Raw genomic sequence first — 13,347 nt, 5'->3', positions numbered from 1 at the left:
CCCAGGAAAAGCACATGAACTACGACACCCTCACCCTCGACACGGCCGGCGCCATCGCCACGGTCACGTTGAACCGCCCGGACGTGCGCAACGCGTTCAACGAACAGTCGATCGCCGAACTGACGGCCGCCTTCACGGCGCTGGGCCAGGTCGACGGGATCCGCGCCATCGTGCTGGCTGCGAACGGCTCGGCCTATTGCGCCGGCGCGGACCTGAACTGGATGAAGAAGATGGCCGGCTACTCGGAAGACGAGAACCGCGCCGACGCGATGGGGCTGGCGAACATGCTGCGCACCATCTACGCATGCCCGAAGTCGGTGGTGGCCAAGGTGCACGGCGACTGCTATGGCGGCGGCGTGGGCCTGGTGGCCGCCTGCGATATCGCGGTGACCACCGAGGATGTGCATTTCTGCCTCAGCGAGGTGAAGCTGGGACTGCTCCCGGCCACCATCTCGCCCTATGTCATCAAGGCGATGGGGGAAAACGCCGCACGGCGCTACTTCCTCACCGCCGAACGTTTCAATGCCAGGGAAGCGCTGCGCATCGGCTTCGTGCACGAAGTGGTCACCGCGTCGTCGCTGGACGGCCAGGTGACCGCCATCGCCAACGCGCTGGCGTCCAACAGCCCGAATGCGGTACGGGAGGCGAAAGCGCTGGTGCGCGAGATCGCCAGCCAGCCCGTCACGGATGTGCTGGTGGCCGATACCGCCCACCGCATCGCGAACATCCGTGCGTCGGACGAAGGGCGCGAAGGCGTGGCCGCGTTCCTCGAGAAGCGCAAGCCTTCCTGGCTCGGTTAACAATATGGAGTAACGAGTTTTGACGAACAACACCAGCGATTGGGTGGCCCGCAGCCTGAAGAGCGTGTGGCACCCCTGCACCCAGATGCAGCACCATGAGACAGTACCGCTGATCCCCGTCAGCCACGGCCGCGGCGCGTGGCTGTACGACCATGACGGCCGGCGCTACCTCGACGCGATCAGCTCATGGTGGGTCAACCTGTTCGGCCACGCCAACCCGCGCATCAACGCGGCGCTGCGCGACCAGCTGGACGTGCTGGAGCATGCGATGCTGGCCGGCTTCACGCACGAACCGGTGATCCGCCTGTCCGAGCGGCTGTCCGCGCTGACGGGCGGCGTGCTGGGTCACGCGTTCTACGCGTCCGATGGCGCCTCGGCCGTCGAGATCGCGCTGAAGATGAGTTTCCACAGCTGGCGCAACGCGGGCCGCACCGACAAACAGGAATTCGTCTGCCTGCAGGGCAGCTATCACGGCGAAACGATCGGCGCGCTGGCCGTCACCGACGTGGCGTTGTTCAAGGACGCCTATGGCCCGCTGCTGCGCGCCACGCAAACGGTGATGTCGCCCGATGCGCGCCAGGCCCGCGACGGCGAAACGGCACAGGACGTGGCACGCCGCGCCGCGGCGGATGTGCAGCGCCTGTTCGAAGCAAAAGCGGACAGGATCGCCGCCATCATCATCGAGCCGCTGGTGCAATGCGCGGCCGGCATGGCGATGCACGATCCGCTGTACCTGCAACTGGTGCGCAAACTGTGCGATCAACACGAAGTTCACCTGATCCTCGACGAGATCGCCGTCGGCTGCGGCCGCACCGGCACGTTCTTCGCCTGCGAACAGGCCGGCATCTGGCCGGACTTCGTCACGCTCTCGAAAGGCATCAGCGGCGGCTACCTGCCGCTGTCGCTCGTGCTGACGCGGGACGAGGTCTACCAGGCCTTCTACAGCGCCGACATCACGCGCGGCTTCCTGCACTCGCACTCGTACACCGGCAACCCGCTTGCCTGCCGCGCCGCACTGGCCACGCTCGACATTTTCGAGGAAGACGGCGTACTGGAAGCGAACCGCGGCCGGGCCGGCAAGCTGGCCGCCGCGATGGCGCCGCTGGCCGATCACGCACGGGTGACGAACCTGCGCCAGCGCGGCATGATCCTGGCGTTCGACGCGGTCGGCGTGGACAAGACTTTCTCGCGCCGCTTCTTCGCCAATGCCACGCGCAACGAGCTGCTGCTGCGCCCCATCGGCTCGACCGTGTACCTGATGCCGCCGTATATCCTGGACGACGAGGAAATCGCCGGCCTGGCGGCGCGCACGCAGGCCGTGTTCGAACAGACACTGGCGGAGGCATGATGGACTTGCTGGACCGACTCGCAGCGAACCTGGACGGGCTGAAGGAAAAAAGCCTGATCCGCACGCGCCGCACCGTCGACACACCCTGCGGCCCGCGCGTGACCGTCGAGGGCCGCGAACTGCTGGCCTTCTGCAGCAACGATTACCTGGGCCTGGCCGCGCATCCCGCCATCACGGCCGCGCTGCGCGAAGGGACCGAACTGTATGGCGCCGGCAGCGGCGCATCGCACCTGATCAGCGGTCACAGCCGCGCCCACGCAGCGCTGGAAGAACGGCTGGCCGATTTTGCCGGCCCCCACCTCGTCGATGCCCGCGCGCTGTACTTCAGCACCGGCTACATGGCCAACCTGGCCGTGCTGACCGCGCTGGCGGTGGGCGACAAGGACACGGAAATCTTCAGCGAGGCGCTGAACCATGCGTCGCTGATCGACGGCGCCCGGCTGGCCCGCACGACCGTCAAGGTGTATCCGCATGCCGGCGTGGAAGCGCTCGACGAACTGCTGGGCACCAGTCACGCGCGCAACAAGATCGTCGTCACCGATTCCGTGTTTTCGATGGATGGCAACCTGGCGCCGCTGCCGGAACTGCTGGCGCTGTGCGAAAAGCATGGCGCCTGGCTCGTGGTCGACGACGCGCACGGCTTCGGCACGCTGGGCGAAAACGGCCGCGGCGCCCTCGAACATTTTGGCCTGCGCTCGCCCTACCTCGTCTATATGGGCACGCTGGGCAAGGCAGCCGGCGTCGGCGGGGCATTCGTTGCCGCCCATGCCACCGTGATCGAAACGCTCATCCAGCGCGCCCGCCCCTACATCTTCACGACGGCGGCGCCGCCCGCCCTGGCGCACGCGCTGCTGACGAGCCTGGACATCATCGGCGGCGGCGAGGGCCGCGAGCGCCGGTCGCACCTGGCCGGTTTGGTGGCACAATGGCACGATGGCTTGCGGCTGCAGGGCTGGACGGCACTGCCTTCGCGAACCGCGATCCAACCCGTCGTCATCGGCGCCAACGGGGCGACGATGGAAGCCGCCGCGGCGTTGTACGAACGCGGCATCTGGGTCGGCGGCATCCGCCCGCCCACCGTGCCGGCCGATTCGGCACGGCTGCGCGTTACCCTGTCCGCCGGCCACACCGCGGCCGAAGTGGCCCGGCTGGTCGACAGCATCAATGAAGTCAATGCCCATATGGAAAGGAGCCGAGATGGCGCTTGAAGACCCGGTGATCGTTCCTGTAGTGGAAACACCCGCGGCTATTACGGAAGAGCCGGAAGACCTGGAACCGGCGCCCGCGACAACGCTGGCCGCGAGCGGCATGCCGCCGCACTTCTCCTGCTTCGTCACCGGCACGGATACGGAAATCGGCAAGACGCTGATCTCCTCGGCCATGCTGCATGCGCTGGTGCGCCAGGGCGTGAAGGCCTGCGGCATGAAGCCGGTGGCCGCCGGCGCCGTGCTGCGCGACGGCACGCTGCACAACGACGACTGCGACCAGCTCGAAGCGGCCGGCAACGTGCACCTGCTGCAGTCGATCACCACGCCGTTCCTGCTGAAGGAGCCGGCGGCGCCGCACATCGCGGCCGCGCTGGAAGGCATTACCATCGACCCGGTGCCGATCCTGGCTGCCTACGTGGAAATCGCCGCCGCCAGCGATGCCAGCGTGGTCGAAGGCGTGGGCGGTTTCCGCGTGCCGCTGACCGACACCTACGATACCGCCGACCTGGCGCAGCAACTCGGCTTGCCCGTGGTGCTCGTCGTGGGGATGCGGCTGGGCTGCATCAATCACGCGCTGCTGACCGTGGAAGCAATCGCCGCGCGCGGCCTGAAGCTGGTGGGCTGGGTGGCCAATGCGCTGGAACCGGAAATGGCGTTCGCCGACGAGAACATCGAGGCGCTGGCCGACCGTATTCCGGCGCCGCTGCTGGGCCGCGTGCCGCGCCTGGCGCAAGCCAGCGCCGCCGCCGCGGCCGAGTACCTGGATTTCACGAGCCTGCCGAACTGGCCGGCTCGCCGCGATACAAAGTAAAACATTAAAGGAAGAACCAGATGTCCCTGCATGAACCGAAAACCGTCGCCCTGCACCGCCCGACCGCGGCCATCAAGCTGCCCGAGGGCACGTGGCCGCGCGAGGAGGTGCTGGCCCTGTTCGAACTGCCGTTCAACGACCTGATGTTCCGTGCGCAGCAGGCGCACCGCGCCAATTTCCCGGATGGCGATGTGGAACTGGCCACGCTGCTGTCGATCAAGACGGGCGGCTGCGAAGAAGACTGCGGCTACTGCCCGCAGGCCGCGCGCTACGACACCGGCGTGGAAGCAAAGAAGATCCTCGATACCGAAACGGTGCTGGAAGCGGCGAAGCAGGCCAAGGAAAACGGCGCCACGCGTTTCTGCATGGGCGCTGCCTGGCGCAGCCCGAAGGACCGCGACATGGAAAAGGTGGAAACCATGGTGCGCGAAGTGAAGGCGCTGGGCCTGGAAACCTGCGCCACGCTGGGCATGCTGGAAGCGGACCAGGCCGAGCGCCTGAAAGCCGCCGGCCTCGATTACTACAACCACAACCTGGACACGGCGCCGGAGTTCTACGACAACGTGATCTCCACCCGCCAGTACCAGGACCGCCTGGACACGCTGGGCCACGTGCGCGACGCCGGCCTGAAAGTCTGCTGCGGCGGCATCGTCGGCATGGGCGAGACGCGCGACCAGCGCGCCGGCCTGATCGCCCAGCTGGCGAACCTGAACCCGTATCCGGAATCGGTGCCGATCAACCACCTCGTGCAGGTGGAAGGCACGCCGCTGCACGGCCTCGATCGCCTCGACCCGCTGGAATTCGTGCGCACGATCGCCGTGGCGCGCATCACGATGCCGAAGGCGCGCGTGCGCCTGTCTGCCGGCCGCCGCGAACTGGGCGAAGCCGTGCAGGCCATGTGCTTCATGGCCGGCGCCAACTCGATCTTCTACGGCGACAAGCTGCTCACCACCGACAATCCGGAAGCGAACGACGACCGGGCGCTGCTGGCCAAGCTGGGCCTGTCGACGCGCGCCGCCATGCTGGAGTCGGTGCAGAAGGAAGCCTGCGGCTGTTGAGTAAGAATGCCAGCGCCCCGGCAGAGGGCGCGGCACCTGCATTGCAATCAATCGGTACGGGCCACAAGCCCTTTGCCAATTGCTACCTGCACCACAAGAGCATGCAGCACCCAAATGCAAAAGCCGGGGTCAGACCCGGCGGTCCGACCCCAGGGTTTGCCGTGGGGTTTGACTCTCAAATAACGGAGACACCCATGTTCAAGAAAATATTGATCGCCAACCGCGGCGAGATCGCCTGCCGCGTGGCCGCCACGGCCCGCAAGATGGGTATCCGCACCGTGGCCGTGTATTCGGAAGCCGATGCCAACGCAAAGCACGTGGCCGTCTGCGACGAGGCCGTGCTGCTGGGACCCGCCCCGGCCAAGGAAAGCTACCTGTGCGGCGACAAGATCATCGCCATCGCGCTGGCCACCGGCGCGCAGGCGATCCACCCCGGCTACGGCTTCCTGTCAGAGAACGCCGAATTCGCGGAAGCCTGCGCCGAAGCGGGCCTCGTCTTCATCGGCCCGCCCGCGGCAGCGATGCGCGCGATGGGTTCCAAGTCGGCGGCGAAATCACTGATGGAAAAGGCCGGAGTGCCGCTGGTGCCGGGCTACCACGGCGATGAACAGGATGCCGCCTTCCTGCAGCGCGAAGCGGACCGCATCGGCTACCCGGTGCTGCTGAAGGCTTCGGCCGGCGGCGGCGGCAAGGGCATGCGCGTGGTCGACAACGCCGAAGCGTTCAGGGAAGCGCTGGCTTCCTGCAAGCGCGAGGCGATCAGCTCCTTCGGCGACGACAAGGTGCTGGCCGAGAAATACCTGCAGCGCCCGCGTCACATCGAGATCCAGGTATTTGCCGACACGCAGGGCAACTGCATCTACCTGTTCGAACGGGATTGCTCGGTACAGCGCCGCCACCAGAAGGTGCTGGAAGAAGCGCCGGCACCTGGCATGACCGATGAACGCCGCGCGGCGATGGGCGACGCGGCCGTGGCGGCGGCAAAAGCCGTCGGCTACGTGGGCGCGGGCACCGTGGAATTCATCGCAGAACAGGATGCAAGCGAGGATGGCAGTTTCTACTTCATGGAGATGAATACGCGGCTGCAGGTCGAGCATCCGGTCACGGAGATGATCACCGGCACCGATCTCGTCGAATGGCAGCTGCGCGTGGCGGCCGGCGAACCGCTGCCGAAACGGCAGGACGAGCTGACGATCCGCGGCCACGCGCTGGAAGCGCGGATCTACGCCGAGAATCCCGACAAGGGTTTCCTGCCGTCGATCGGCACGCTGCGCCACCTGGATACGCCCGAGGCGGTGCAGTTCGAAGTGGGCGGCATGGGTGGCATTGGCGGCCAGCCGGCCGCCGTGCGCGTCGATTCCGGCGTGCGCGAAGGCGATGCGATCTCGCCGTTCTACGATCCGATGATCGCCAAACTGATCGTCTGGGGCGCCGACCGCAAGCAGGCCCTGGCGCGCATGGCGCAGGCACTGTCGCAGTACCAGATCGTGGGGCTGACGGGCAATGTGGCGTTCCTCAAGCGGCTCGTTGAAAGCGAGGCTTTCACCAGCGCGGACCTGGATACGGGCCTCATCGAACGCAATGCCGACACGCTGTTCCCACCGGCGCGCTCGCTGCCGGTGGCCGCGCTGGCACTGGCCGCCGTGGCGCTGATCGAGCACGAGAAAACCCGGGCGGGCGGCACCAGTGCCGGCGACCCATGGGGCCAGGCGCTGGGCTGGCGCCTCAATTCCCGCCTGGCTCGCACGCTGGCGTTCCGCGACGAGAACGGCAAGGATTACGATCCGGTGTTCACATACCTGCCGCATGGCTGGGAACTGTCGATCAAGGGCCTGTCGGTCGACGTGGCGCTGCTGGCGCGCGATGGCGTCGACCTGTCGGTGCGGCTGGGCGATGCGTCGGTGCACGGCACCGTGCGCCGCGATGGCGATACGTTCCACGTCTTTACCGGCGGCGGCCACCACGTGCTGCACTACCAGGACCCGCTGGCCCATGCCGGCGAAACCGAAGCGGAAGGTGGCCGCCTGACGGCGCCGATGCCGGGCAAGGTCGTCGCCGTGCTGGCATCCCAGGGGCAGGAGGTCAGGAAAGGCGAGCCGCTCGTCATCATGGAAGCGATGAAGATGGAACACACGATCGCCGCGCCGCACGACGGTACTGTGGATGAAATTTTATATGCCGTGGGCGACCAGGTTGCGGACGGCGCGCCGCTGCTGGCCTTCCGCGCCGCGGCCTGAGGAGAACACATTGCATATCCTGCTGTACCGTCCCGATGGCGATACCGGCCCATGGGCGGAAGAATTCGCACGCCACCTGCCACAGGCCCGGTGCGTGACGTGGCGCGAGGGCGACAAGGTTCCGCCCTGCGATTACGCCGTCGTCTGGGCACCGCCGGAAGCGATGCTGCGCGACCTGGCCGAGGTAAAAGCCGTATTCCTGATGGGCGCCGGCGCCGATGCGATCCTGAAGCATGCCGGCGCCCTGCCCGCCCACATACCGATCGTGCGCCTGGGCGACGCGGGCATGGGCGTACAGATGGGCGACTACGTGACGCACGCCGTGCTGCGCTACTTCCGCCGCTTCGACCGCTATGAAGACCAGGCCGCCGTCGGCGAATGGCGGCAACTGCCATCGCACGAGCGCGCGTCGTTTACGGTGGGCGTGATGGGTGCCGGCGCGCTGGGCCGGCGCGTGCTCGATTGCCTGCGCCCGTTCGGCTTCCCGCTGCAAACATGGTCGCGCAGCGCGAAGGAAATCGACGGCGTGCGCAGTTTCGCCGGCGACGACGCGCTCGATGCTTTCCTGCGCAGCACGCGCGTGGTCGTCTGCATGCTGCCGCTGACGGATGCCACGGCGAATATCCTCGACCGCACCAACCTCGGCAAGCTGCCGCAGGGCGCCTACGTGATCAACGTGGCGCGCGGCGCGCACCTGTCGGAGCCGGACCTGCTGGCTTATATCCAGGCCGGCCATATCGCCGGCGCCACGCTCGACGTGTTCCGCAACGAACCGCTGCCGCGGCAGCACCCGTTCTGGGACGAGCCGCGCATCACGATCACGCCGCACATTTCCGCGCTCACCTTGCGCGACGAAAGCGTGCGGCAGATCGCCGGCAAGATCGGGCAGCTGGAACGGGGCGAACCCGTCGCCGACGTCATCAACAGAGAACTGGGATACTGAAATGAACCTGCCGGAAAAAGTGAAGATCGTCGAGGTGGGCCCGCGCGACGGCCTGCAGAACGAAAAGGAAAACGTGCCGGCCGAGGTGAAGATCGAGCTGGTGAACCGCCTGTCCGCCGCGGGCTTCGCCAACGTGGAGGCGGCGGCGTTCGTGTCGCCGAAATGGGTACCGCAGATGGCCACCAGCCGCGAAGTCATGGACGGCATCGCGCGCAAGCCGGGCGTGATCTATTCCGCGCTGACGCCGAACATGCAGGGTTTCGAAGCCGCGCTGGCGGCGAAGGCGGATGAAGTGGTGATCTTCGGCTCGGCGTCGGAAGCCTTTTCGCAGCGCAACATCAACTGCTCGATCGCCGAATCCATCGCCCGCTTCGAACCGGTGGCGAAGGCCGCGAAGGATAACGGCGTGCGGCTGCGCGGCAGCATCAGCACCGCGTTCGGCTGCCCGTACCAGGGCGAGGTGCCCCTCGATGCCGTGGCCGACGTGGTGGCCCGGATGCGCGACCTGGGCTGCGACGAAATCGACATCGCCGACACGATCGGCGTGGCCACGCCGCGCCACACGCAGGCGGTGATGGAAACGGCGATCCAGGCCTTCCGCATCGATGCGCTGTCCGGTCACTTCCACGATACCTACGGCCAGGCGCTGGCCAATATCTACGCTTCGCTGGAGCTGGGGATCTCGATCTTCCACTCGTCCGTGGCGGGACTGGGCGGCTGCCCGTACGCGAAAGGCGCCACCGGCAACATCGCTACTGAGGACGTGCTGTACATGATGAACGGGCTGGGCATCGAAACGGGCGTCGACCTGGACGCCGTGGCCGAGGCTGGCCACTACATTTCGCAATTCCTCGGCCGCAAAAGTTCCAGCCGCGCCGGGAATGCCTTGCTGGCCAAGCGCAACGGCTGAAGCATTGCTGAGTTCGTGTTGCCGGACCATGGTCCGGCTGCCTGGCACGGGGACACGAACTCAGCCGCAGTCGACGACACCGGCCAGAGGCGATATGCGGGGCTGAAGTATTGTTGAGCCTGCGTGTCCCGGTGCCTGGCACGGGGACACGGACTCAGCCGCAATTAACGTACGGTTGGCTGGCGATAATCGGGGCTAAAGCATTGTTGAGGCCGTGTCCCGGTGCCTGGCACGGGGACACGGCCTCAGCCTTGGATAAACCGCGTGCACAAACAAAAACCCCCGCAAGCCTAGACTTGCGGGGGTTCCTGATGAATCTTGGTCGGAGTACAAGGATTCGAACCTTGGACCCTCTGGTCCCAAACCAGATGCGCTACCGGGCTGCGCTACACTCCGAAGAAGCAAGATAATACCGCTCGAAACCGATCGCGTCAAGGCCCTCTTAAAAAATTCGTTCCAAGGCCCACATAGCAAATAAACAATATGCGAATATAAGCATCCCTGTTTCAGGACTTGGAGCCATGCAACAGACCCTGACTTATCCCGAGCGGCCGCGTCGCGGCGGCCTCGTGGCCGGTATTGCCGTTTCGATTCTGGTGCACGCGTTGCTGCTGTCGGTCCTGCGCGCGCCGTCGGCGCCGCCTGCCCAGCCGGACGAACGGCGCTGGACCCAGCCGCTGACGATCCGCATCGTGCCGCCGCCGCCACCGCCGCCTGAACCCATCGCGCGCGTCGAACCGCGGGCAAAGCCGGACAAACCCGCTTCCCGTCCCGCGCCGGTACGCACCGCTCCCGAGCGCGCCAGGCCCGACACGGCCGCACCGTCGGAAACGGTGGTGGTACCGGCGGCACCCGCCGAGCCGGCACCGGTGGAAAGCGCACCCCGATTCGATCCGGACGCGGCACGTGCCGCCGCGCGGGCGATGGCAAAGGACCTGGATGTGCCGTCCGGAAACTGGGTTGCGGAAAAGCTGAAGAAAGAAAAGGAACGGCAGGAAACGGAGGATGAGCGGCTGGGCCGCAATATCGCCGGGGCGGCGCGCCCGGATTGCAAGACAGCCTATGCCGGCGCCGGCCTGCTGGCGCCACTCATCATGTTGATGGACAAAAAGGGCAGTGGCTGCAAATTCTGACGAAAGGAAATCGATGCTGACAATACTGGGGAAATTACCGTCGATCAACGTGCGCAAGGTACTGTGGACTTGCCGCCTGCTCGACTTGCCTTACGAACTCGAGCCGTGGGGCAAGGGCGAACGCGACCCGAACGTACCCGAATTCCTCGCATTGAACCCGAACGCCCAGGTGCCGGTGCTGCGCGACGGCGACACGGTGCTGTGGGAATCGAACACGATTTGCCGCTACCTTGCGCACGACAGCGTCCTGCTGCCGGCCGACCGCCTGCAGCGTGCCCGCATCGAGCAATGGATGGACTGGCAGGCAACCGAGCTGAACGCATCGTGGCGGGCGCCCTTCCTCACCCTGCTGCGCGGCAGCACCCAGTTCACCCCGGAAGCGGTGACAGCCGGCGTGCGCGAATGGAATACAAAGATGGCGCTGCTGGACCGGCACCTGGCTGACACCGGTTCCTTCGTGGCCGGGGACACGTTCTCGCTGGCCGACGTGGTCATCGGCGTCTCCGCCCACCGCTGGCGCGCGACACCGATCGACCGCATCGACCTGCCCGCCGTGGCCGCCTACATGGAACGTCTGTCGCAAGTGCCCGGCTTCGCGGAAAACTGCGGCGCCGGCACACCATAAAAAACCGGGGACAGACCCCTGTTTAGAGGCAACTCTTTCCTGAAAACAGGGGTCTGTCCCCAGTTTTGCGCTACGTATTGCCCTTCAGCGCCAGCGCGCGGTCGTAGAGCGCATTCTTCTTGGCGCCCGTGATCTGCGCGGCGAGGCCAGCTGCCTGCTTGAGCGGCAGTTCGGCCAGCAGGATCTTCAGTACCCGTTCGGCTTCGGCGTCCTGCGCATCGGATTGCGCGGCGGCGCCTTCCAGCAGCACGACGAACTCACCCTTTTCCCGGTGCGCGTCGCCGGCCAGCCAGGCCATCGCGTCCGACAGCGGGCAGCGATGGATTTCCTCGAACAGCTTGGTCAGTTCGCGCGCGAACACGACTTGCCGCGTGGGCTCGAACACGGCCACCAGCGCTTGCGTGAATTCGGCGATGCGGTGCGGCGCCTCGTAGAACACCATCGTGGCCGTGACGTTACGCAAGGCGGTCAGTGCGGTCTCGCGCTGCTTTGCCTTGGCGGGCAGGAAGCCGACGAAATGAAACTGGTCGTTGACCAGGCCGCTGGCCGACAATGCCGTGACGGCGGCCGACGCGCCGGGCAGCGGCATCACGCGCAAGCCCGCGGCACGGACCGCGTCGACGATCTTCGCGCCGGGGTCGGAGACGGCCGGCGTGCCCGCATCGGACACCAGCGCGATACGCTCGCCGGCCTGCAGCCGCCGCACGATCGTCTCGCCCGCTTCCCTTTCGTTGTGCATGTGCGCGGCCAGTAAAGGCTTGCTGATGCCGAAGCGCTGCATCAGGTGCGAGGTATTGCGGGTATCTTCGCAGGCGACCGCGTCGACCAGCCCGAGAACGTGCAGCGCCCGCAGGCCAATGTCGGTAACATTGCCGATGGGAGTGGCCACTACGTACAATGTTGCCGTAGGATACGTCTGAAGCGCGGTCTCGCCGAGCACCGGCAAGGCGGCAATCGGGCTGGATTCGTGAACTGTCATTGGGGGTAGGATGCTGGCGAATAAGATCAAAACACTGCTGTTGTGCGTGGCGGCCGCGCTGTCGGTATCGGCGTGCAGCACGCCTTGCGGCAGCCCGGGGGCATTGTGCGCGCCAATCGATACCGTGACAAGCCCGGCGCCGCGCGTGACCGCGCTGCCCGAACGGCCACCCGCGCCAACGCCCGAGGAAGAAGCCCAGGTGCAGACATTTGCCGTGGCCATGCCCGGCGCCGCCGCGGAAGGCCAGCCAGCAGCCGCGGTGCCGGGCCAGACGGTGCGCATCGGCGTCGTGCTGCCGCTGCGTTCCGAAACGCTGGGCCGCGCCGCCGATGCCGTGCGCGCCGGCTTCATGGCCGCCTGGGAACGCGAGCGCGCCGGTTTCGAGGTCACCATCATCGAAACGGGCGATGCCGCGGACGACATCCTCTCCACTTACCAGGCCGCGCTGGCGCAGCAGGACATCATCGTGGGCCCGCTGGCCCGCTCGGCCGTCACGGCCGTCGCCGCCAGCCCGCTGGTGACGAAGCCCACCATCGCGCTGAACCATCCGGAAGACCGCGAGGGCACCACGCTGCCGCCGCAAATGCTGTCGATCGGCCTGTCGATCGAGGAAGAGGCGCGCCAGGTGGCCGAATGGGCCGCGCGCGAGTACCCGGGCGCCAACGTGATGATCCTGTCCGGCAGCACTGCCTGGCAGCGCCGCATCGCCAACGCATTCGCCGCGCACGCGCCGCAGGTGGGCATCGCCACCAAGACGCTGGAACTGTCGGCACTGAACGGCTACCTGAGCGACGGCGAAATGGTGGCGTTGCGTGCCCGCCTCGTCGAACAGCCGGTGGACCTGCTGTTCGCCGCGCTCGATGCCGACCAGGCGCGCCAGCTGCGCGTGGCGCTGTCCGCGCCGCCGCTGAGCGAGATCCCGCTGTACGGCACGTCGTCGCTGAATCCGGGCCGCGTATCGCTGTACCAGGGTGCGGAACTCGATGGCGTGAAGCTGCTCGACCTGCCATGGCAGATCCAGCGCGACAACCCCACGGTCGCAAGCTACCCGCAGCCGGTCCCGCGCGACGATGAGCGCCTCAGCGCCGACATGGAGCGCCTGTACGCACTGGGCATCGATGCCTTCCGCGTGGCGCGCGAGATCGCGCTGCGCCCCGGCCAGCCGATCTCGCTCGATGGCGTGACGGGCCAGCTGTCGATCGACTTCGGCAACGGCCCGGCGCGCGTGAAGCGCGTGGAACCGGCCGCCATCTACCGCAACGGCGTGCCGGTGCCCGTCACCACGCCGTGATGCC

Annotated in this window: 12 protein-coding genes and 1 tRNA gene; 11 read left to right on the top strand and 2 right to left on the bottom strand. The window is 66.8% G+C overall.

Annotated features, from left to right (window positions below; translation table 11 throughout):
- Positions 1 to 14 precede the first annotated feature (14 nt).
- From ACY65G_RS18915 to ACY65G_RS18880, 8 genes are all read left to right on the top strand, one after another.
- Complete coding sequence (locus ACY65G_RS18915) at positions 15 to 800, top strand: enoyl-CoA hydratase/isomerase family protein (protein WP_464998846.1); 786 nt, start codon at positions 15 to 17, stop codon at positions 798 to 800.
- A gap of 19 nt (positions 801 to 819) precedes the next feature.
- Positions 820 to 2,148 (top strand): adenosylmethionine--8-amino-7-oxononanoate transaminase, encoded by a 1,329-nt coding sequence (locus ACY65G_RS18910; RefSeq protein WP_464998845.1) that lies wholly within the window; start codon positions 820 to 822, stop codon positions 2,146 to 2,148.
- The gene (bioF, locus tag ACY65G_RS18905) at positions 2,148 to 3,356 is read left to right on the top strand and encodes an 8-amino-7-oxononanoate synthase (protein ID WP_464998996.1); all 1,209 of its coding nucleotides are present in this window, start codon (positions 2,148 to 2,150) and stop codon (positions 3,354 to 3,356) included. The genes ACY65G_RS18910 and bioF overlap by 1 nt, the downstream gene beginning before the upstream one ends.
- Positions 3,346 to 4,167, top strand: a complete 822-nt coding sequence (bioD, locus tag ACY65G_RS18900) for a dethiobiotin synthase (RefSeq protein WP_464998844.1) — start codon at positions 3,346 to 3,348, stop codon at positions 4,165 to 4,167. The genes bioF and bioD overlap by 11 nt, the downstream gene beginning before the upstream one ends.
- 20 nt (positions 4,168 to 4,187) lie before the next feature.
- On the top strand, positions 4,188 to 5,225 hold the full coding sequence (bioB, locus tag ACY65G_RS18895; RefSeq protein ID WP_464998843.1) for a biotin synthase BioB: 1,038 nt from the start codon (positions 4,188 to 4,190) through the stop codon (positions 5,223 to 5,225).
- A 194-nt stretch (positions 5,226 to 5,419) separates the two neighbouring features.
- Complete coding sequence (locus ACY65G_RS18890) at positions 5,420 to 7,462, top strand: acetyl/propionyl/methylcrotonyl-CoA carboxylase subunit alpha (protein ID WP_464998842.1); 2,043 nt, start codon at positions 5,420 to 5,422, stop codon at positions 7,460 to 7,462.
- A gap of 10 nt (positions 7,463 to 7,472) precedes the next feature.
- Positions 7,473 to 8,405 carry a 2-hydroxyacid dehydrogenase gene (locus ACY65G_RS18885; RefSeq protein WP_464998841.1) on the top strand — a complete coding sequence of 311 codons (933 nt, stop codon included), beginning with the start codon at positions 7,473 to 7,475 and terminating at the stop codon, positions 8,403 to 8,405.
- Between the two features lies 1 nt (position 8,406).
- On the top strand, positions 8,407 to 9,315 hold the full coding sequence (locus ACY65G_RS18880) for a hydroxymethylglutaryl-CoA lyase (protein ID WP_464998840.1): 909 nt from the start codon (positions 8,407 to 8,409) through the stop codon (positions 9,313 to 9,315).
- A 319-nt stretch (positions 9,316 to 9,634) separates the two neighbouring features.
- Here the strand turns inward: ACY65G_RS18880 and ACY65G_RS18875 are convergent.
- Positions 9,635 to 9,711, bottom strand: a tRNA-Pro gene (locus ACY65G_RS18875).
- Between the two features lie 125 nt (positions 9,712 to 9,836).
- Between ACY65G_RS18875 and ACY65G_RS18870 the strand changes: the two genes are divergently transcribed.
- Both ACY65G_RS18870 and ACY65G_RS18865 read left to right on the top strand, forming a co-directional pair.
- A complete protein-coding gene (locus ACY65G_RS18870; protein ID WP_464998839.1) occupies positions 9,837 to 10,448 on the top strand; it encodes a hypothetical protein in 612 nt (203 codons plus the stop codon).
- A gap of 13 nt (positions 10,449 to 10,461) precedes the next feature.
- Entirely contained in the window at positions 10,462 to 11,073 is a 612-nt protein-coding gene (locus ACY65G_RS18865) for a glutathione S-transferase family protein (protein WP_464998838.1), read from the top strand.
- A 70-nt stretch (positions 11,074 to 11,143) separates the two neighbouring features.
- Here ACY65G_RS18865 and rsmI read toward each other — a convergent pair whose 3' ends face one another.
- Positions 11,144 to 12,052: a 16S rRNA (cytidine(1402)-2'-O)-methyltransferase gene (rsmI, locus tag ACY65G_RS18860; RefSeq protein ID WP_464998837.1), complete on the bottom strand. Its 909-nt coding sequence runs from the start codon at positions 12,050 to 12,052 to the stop codon at positions 11,144 to 11,146.
- A gap of 10 nt (positions 12,053 to 12,062) precedes the next feature.
- On the opposite strand from rsmI, the gene ACY65G_RS18855 reads away from it, so the two are divergent.
- Positions 12,063 to 13,343, top strand: a complete 1,281-nt coding sequence (locus tag ACY65G_RS18855) for a penicillin-binding protein activator (RefSeq protein ID WP_464998836.1) — start codon at positions 12,063 to 12,065, stop codon at positions 13,341 to 13,343.
- Positions 13,344 to 13,347: the final 4 nt, after the last annotated feature.

The organism is Pseudoduganella sp. jia 12, assembly GCF_055502675.1.
The sequence above is the reverse complement of the archived record's forward strand: the minus strand, read 5'-3'. Positions and strand labels throughout refer to the sequence as shown.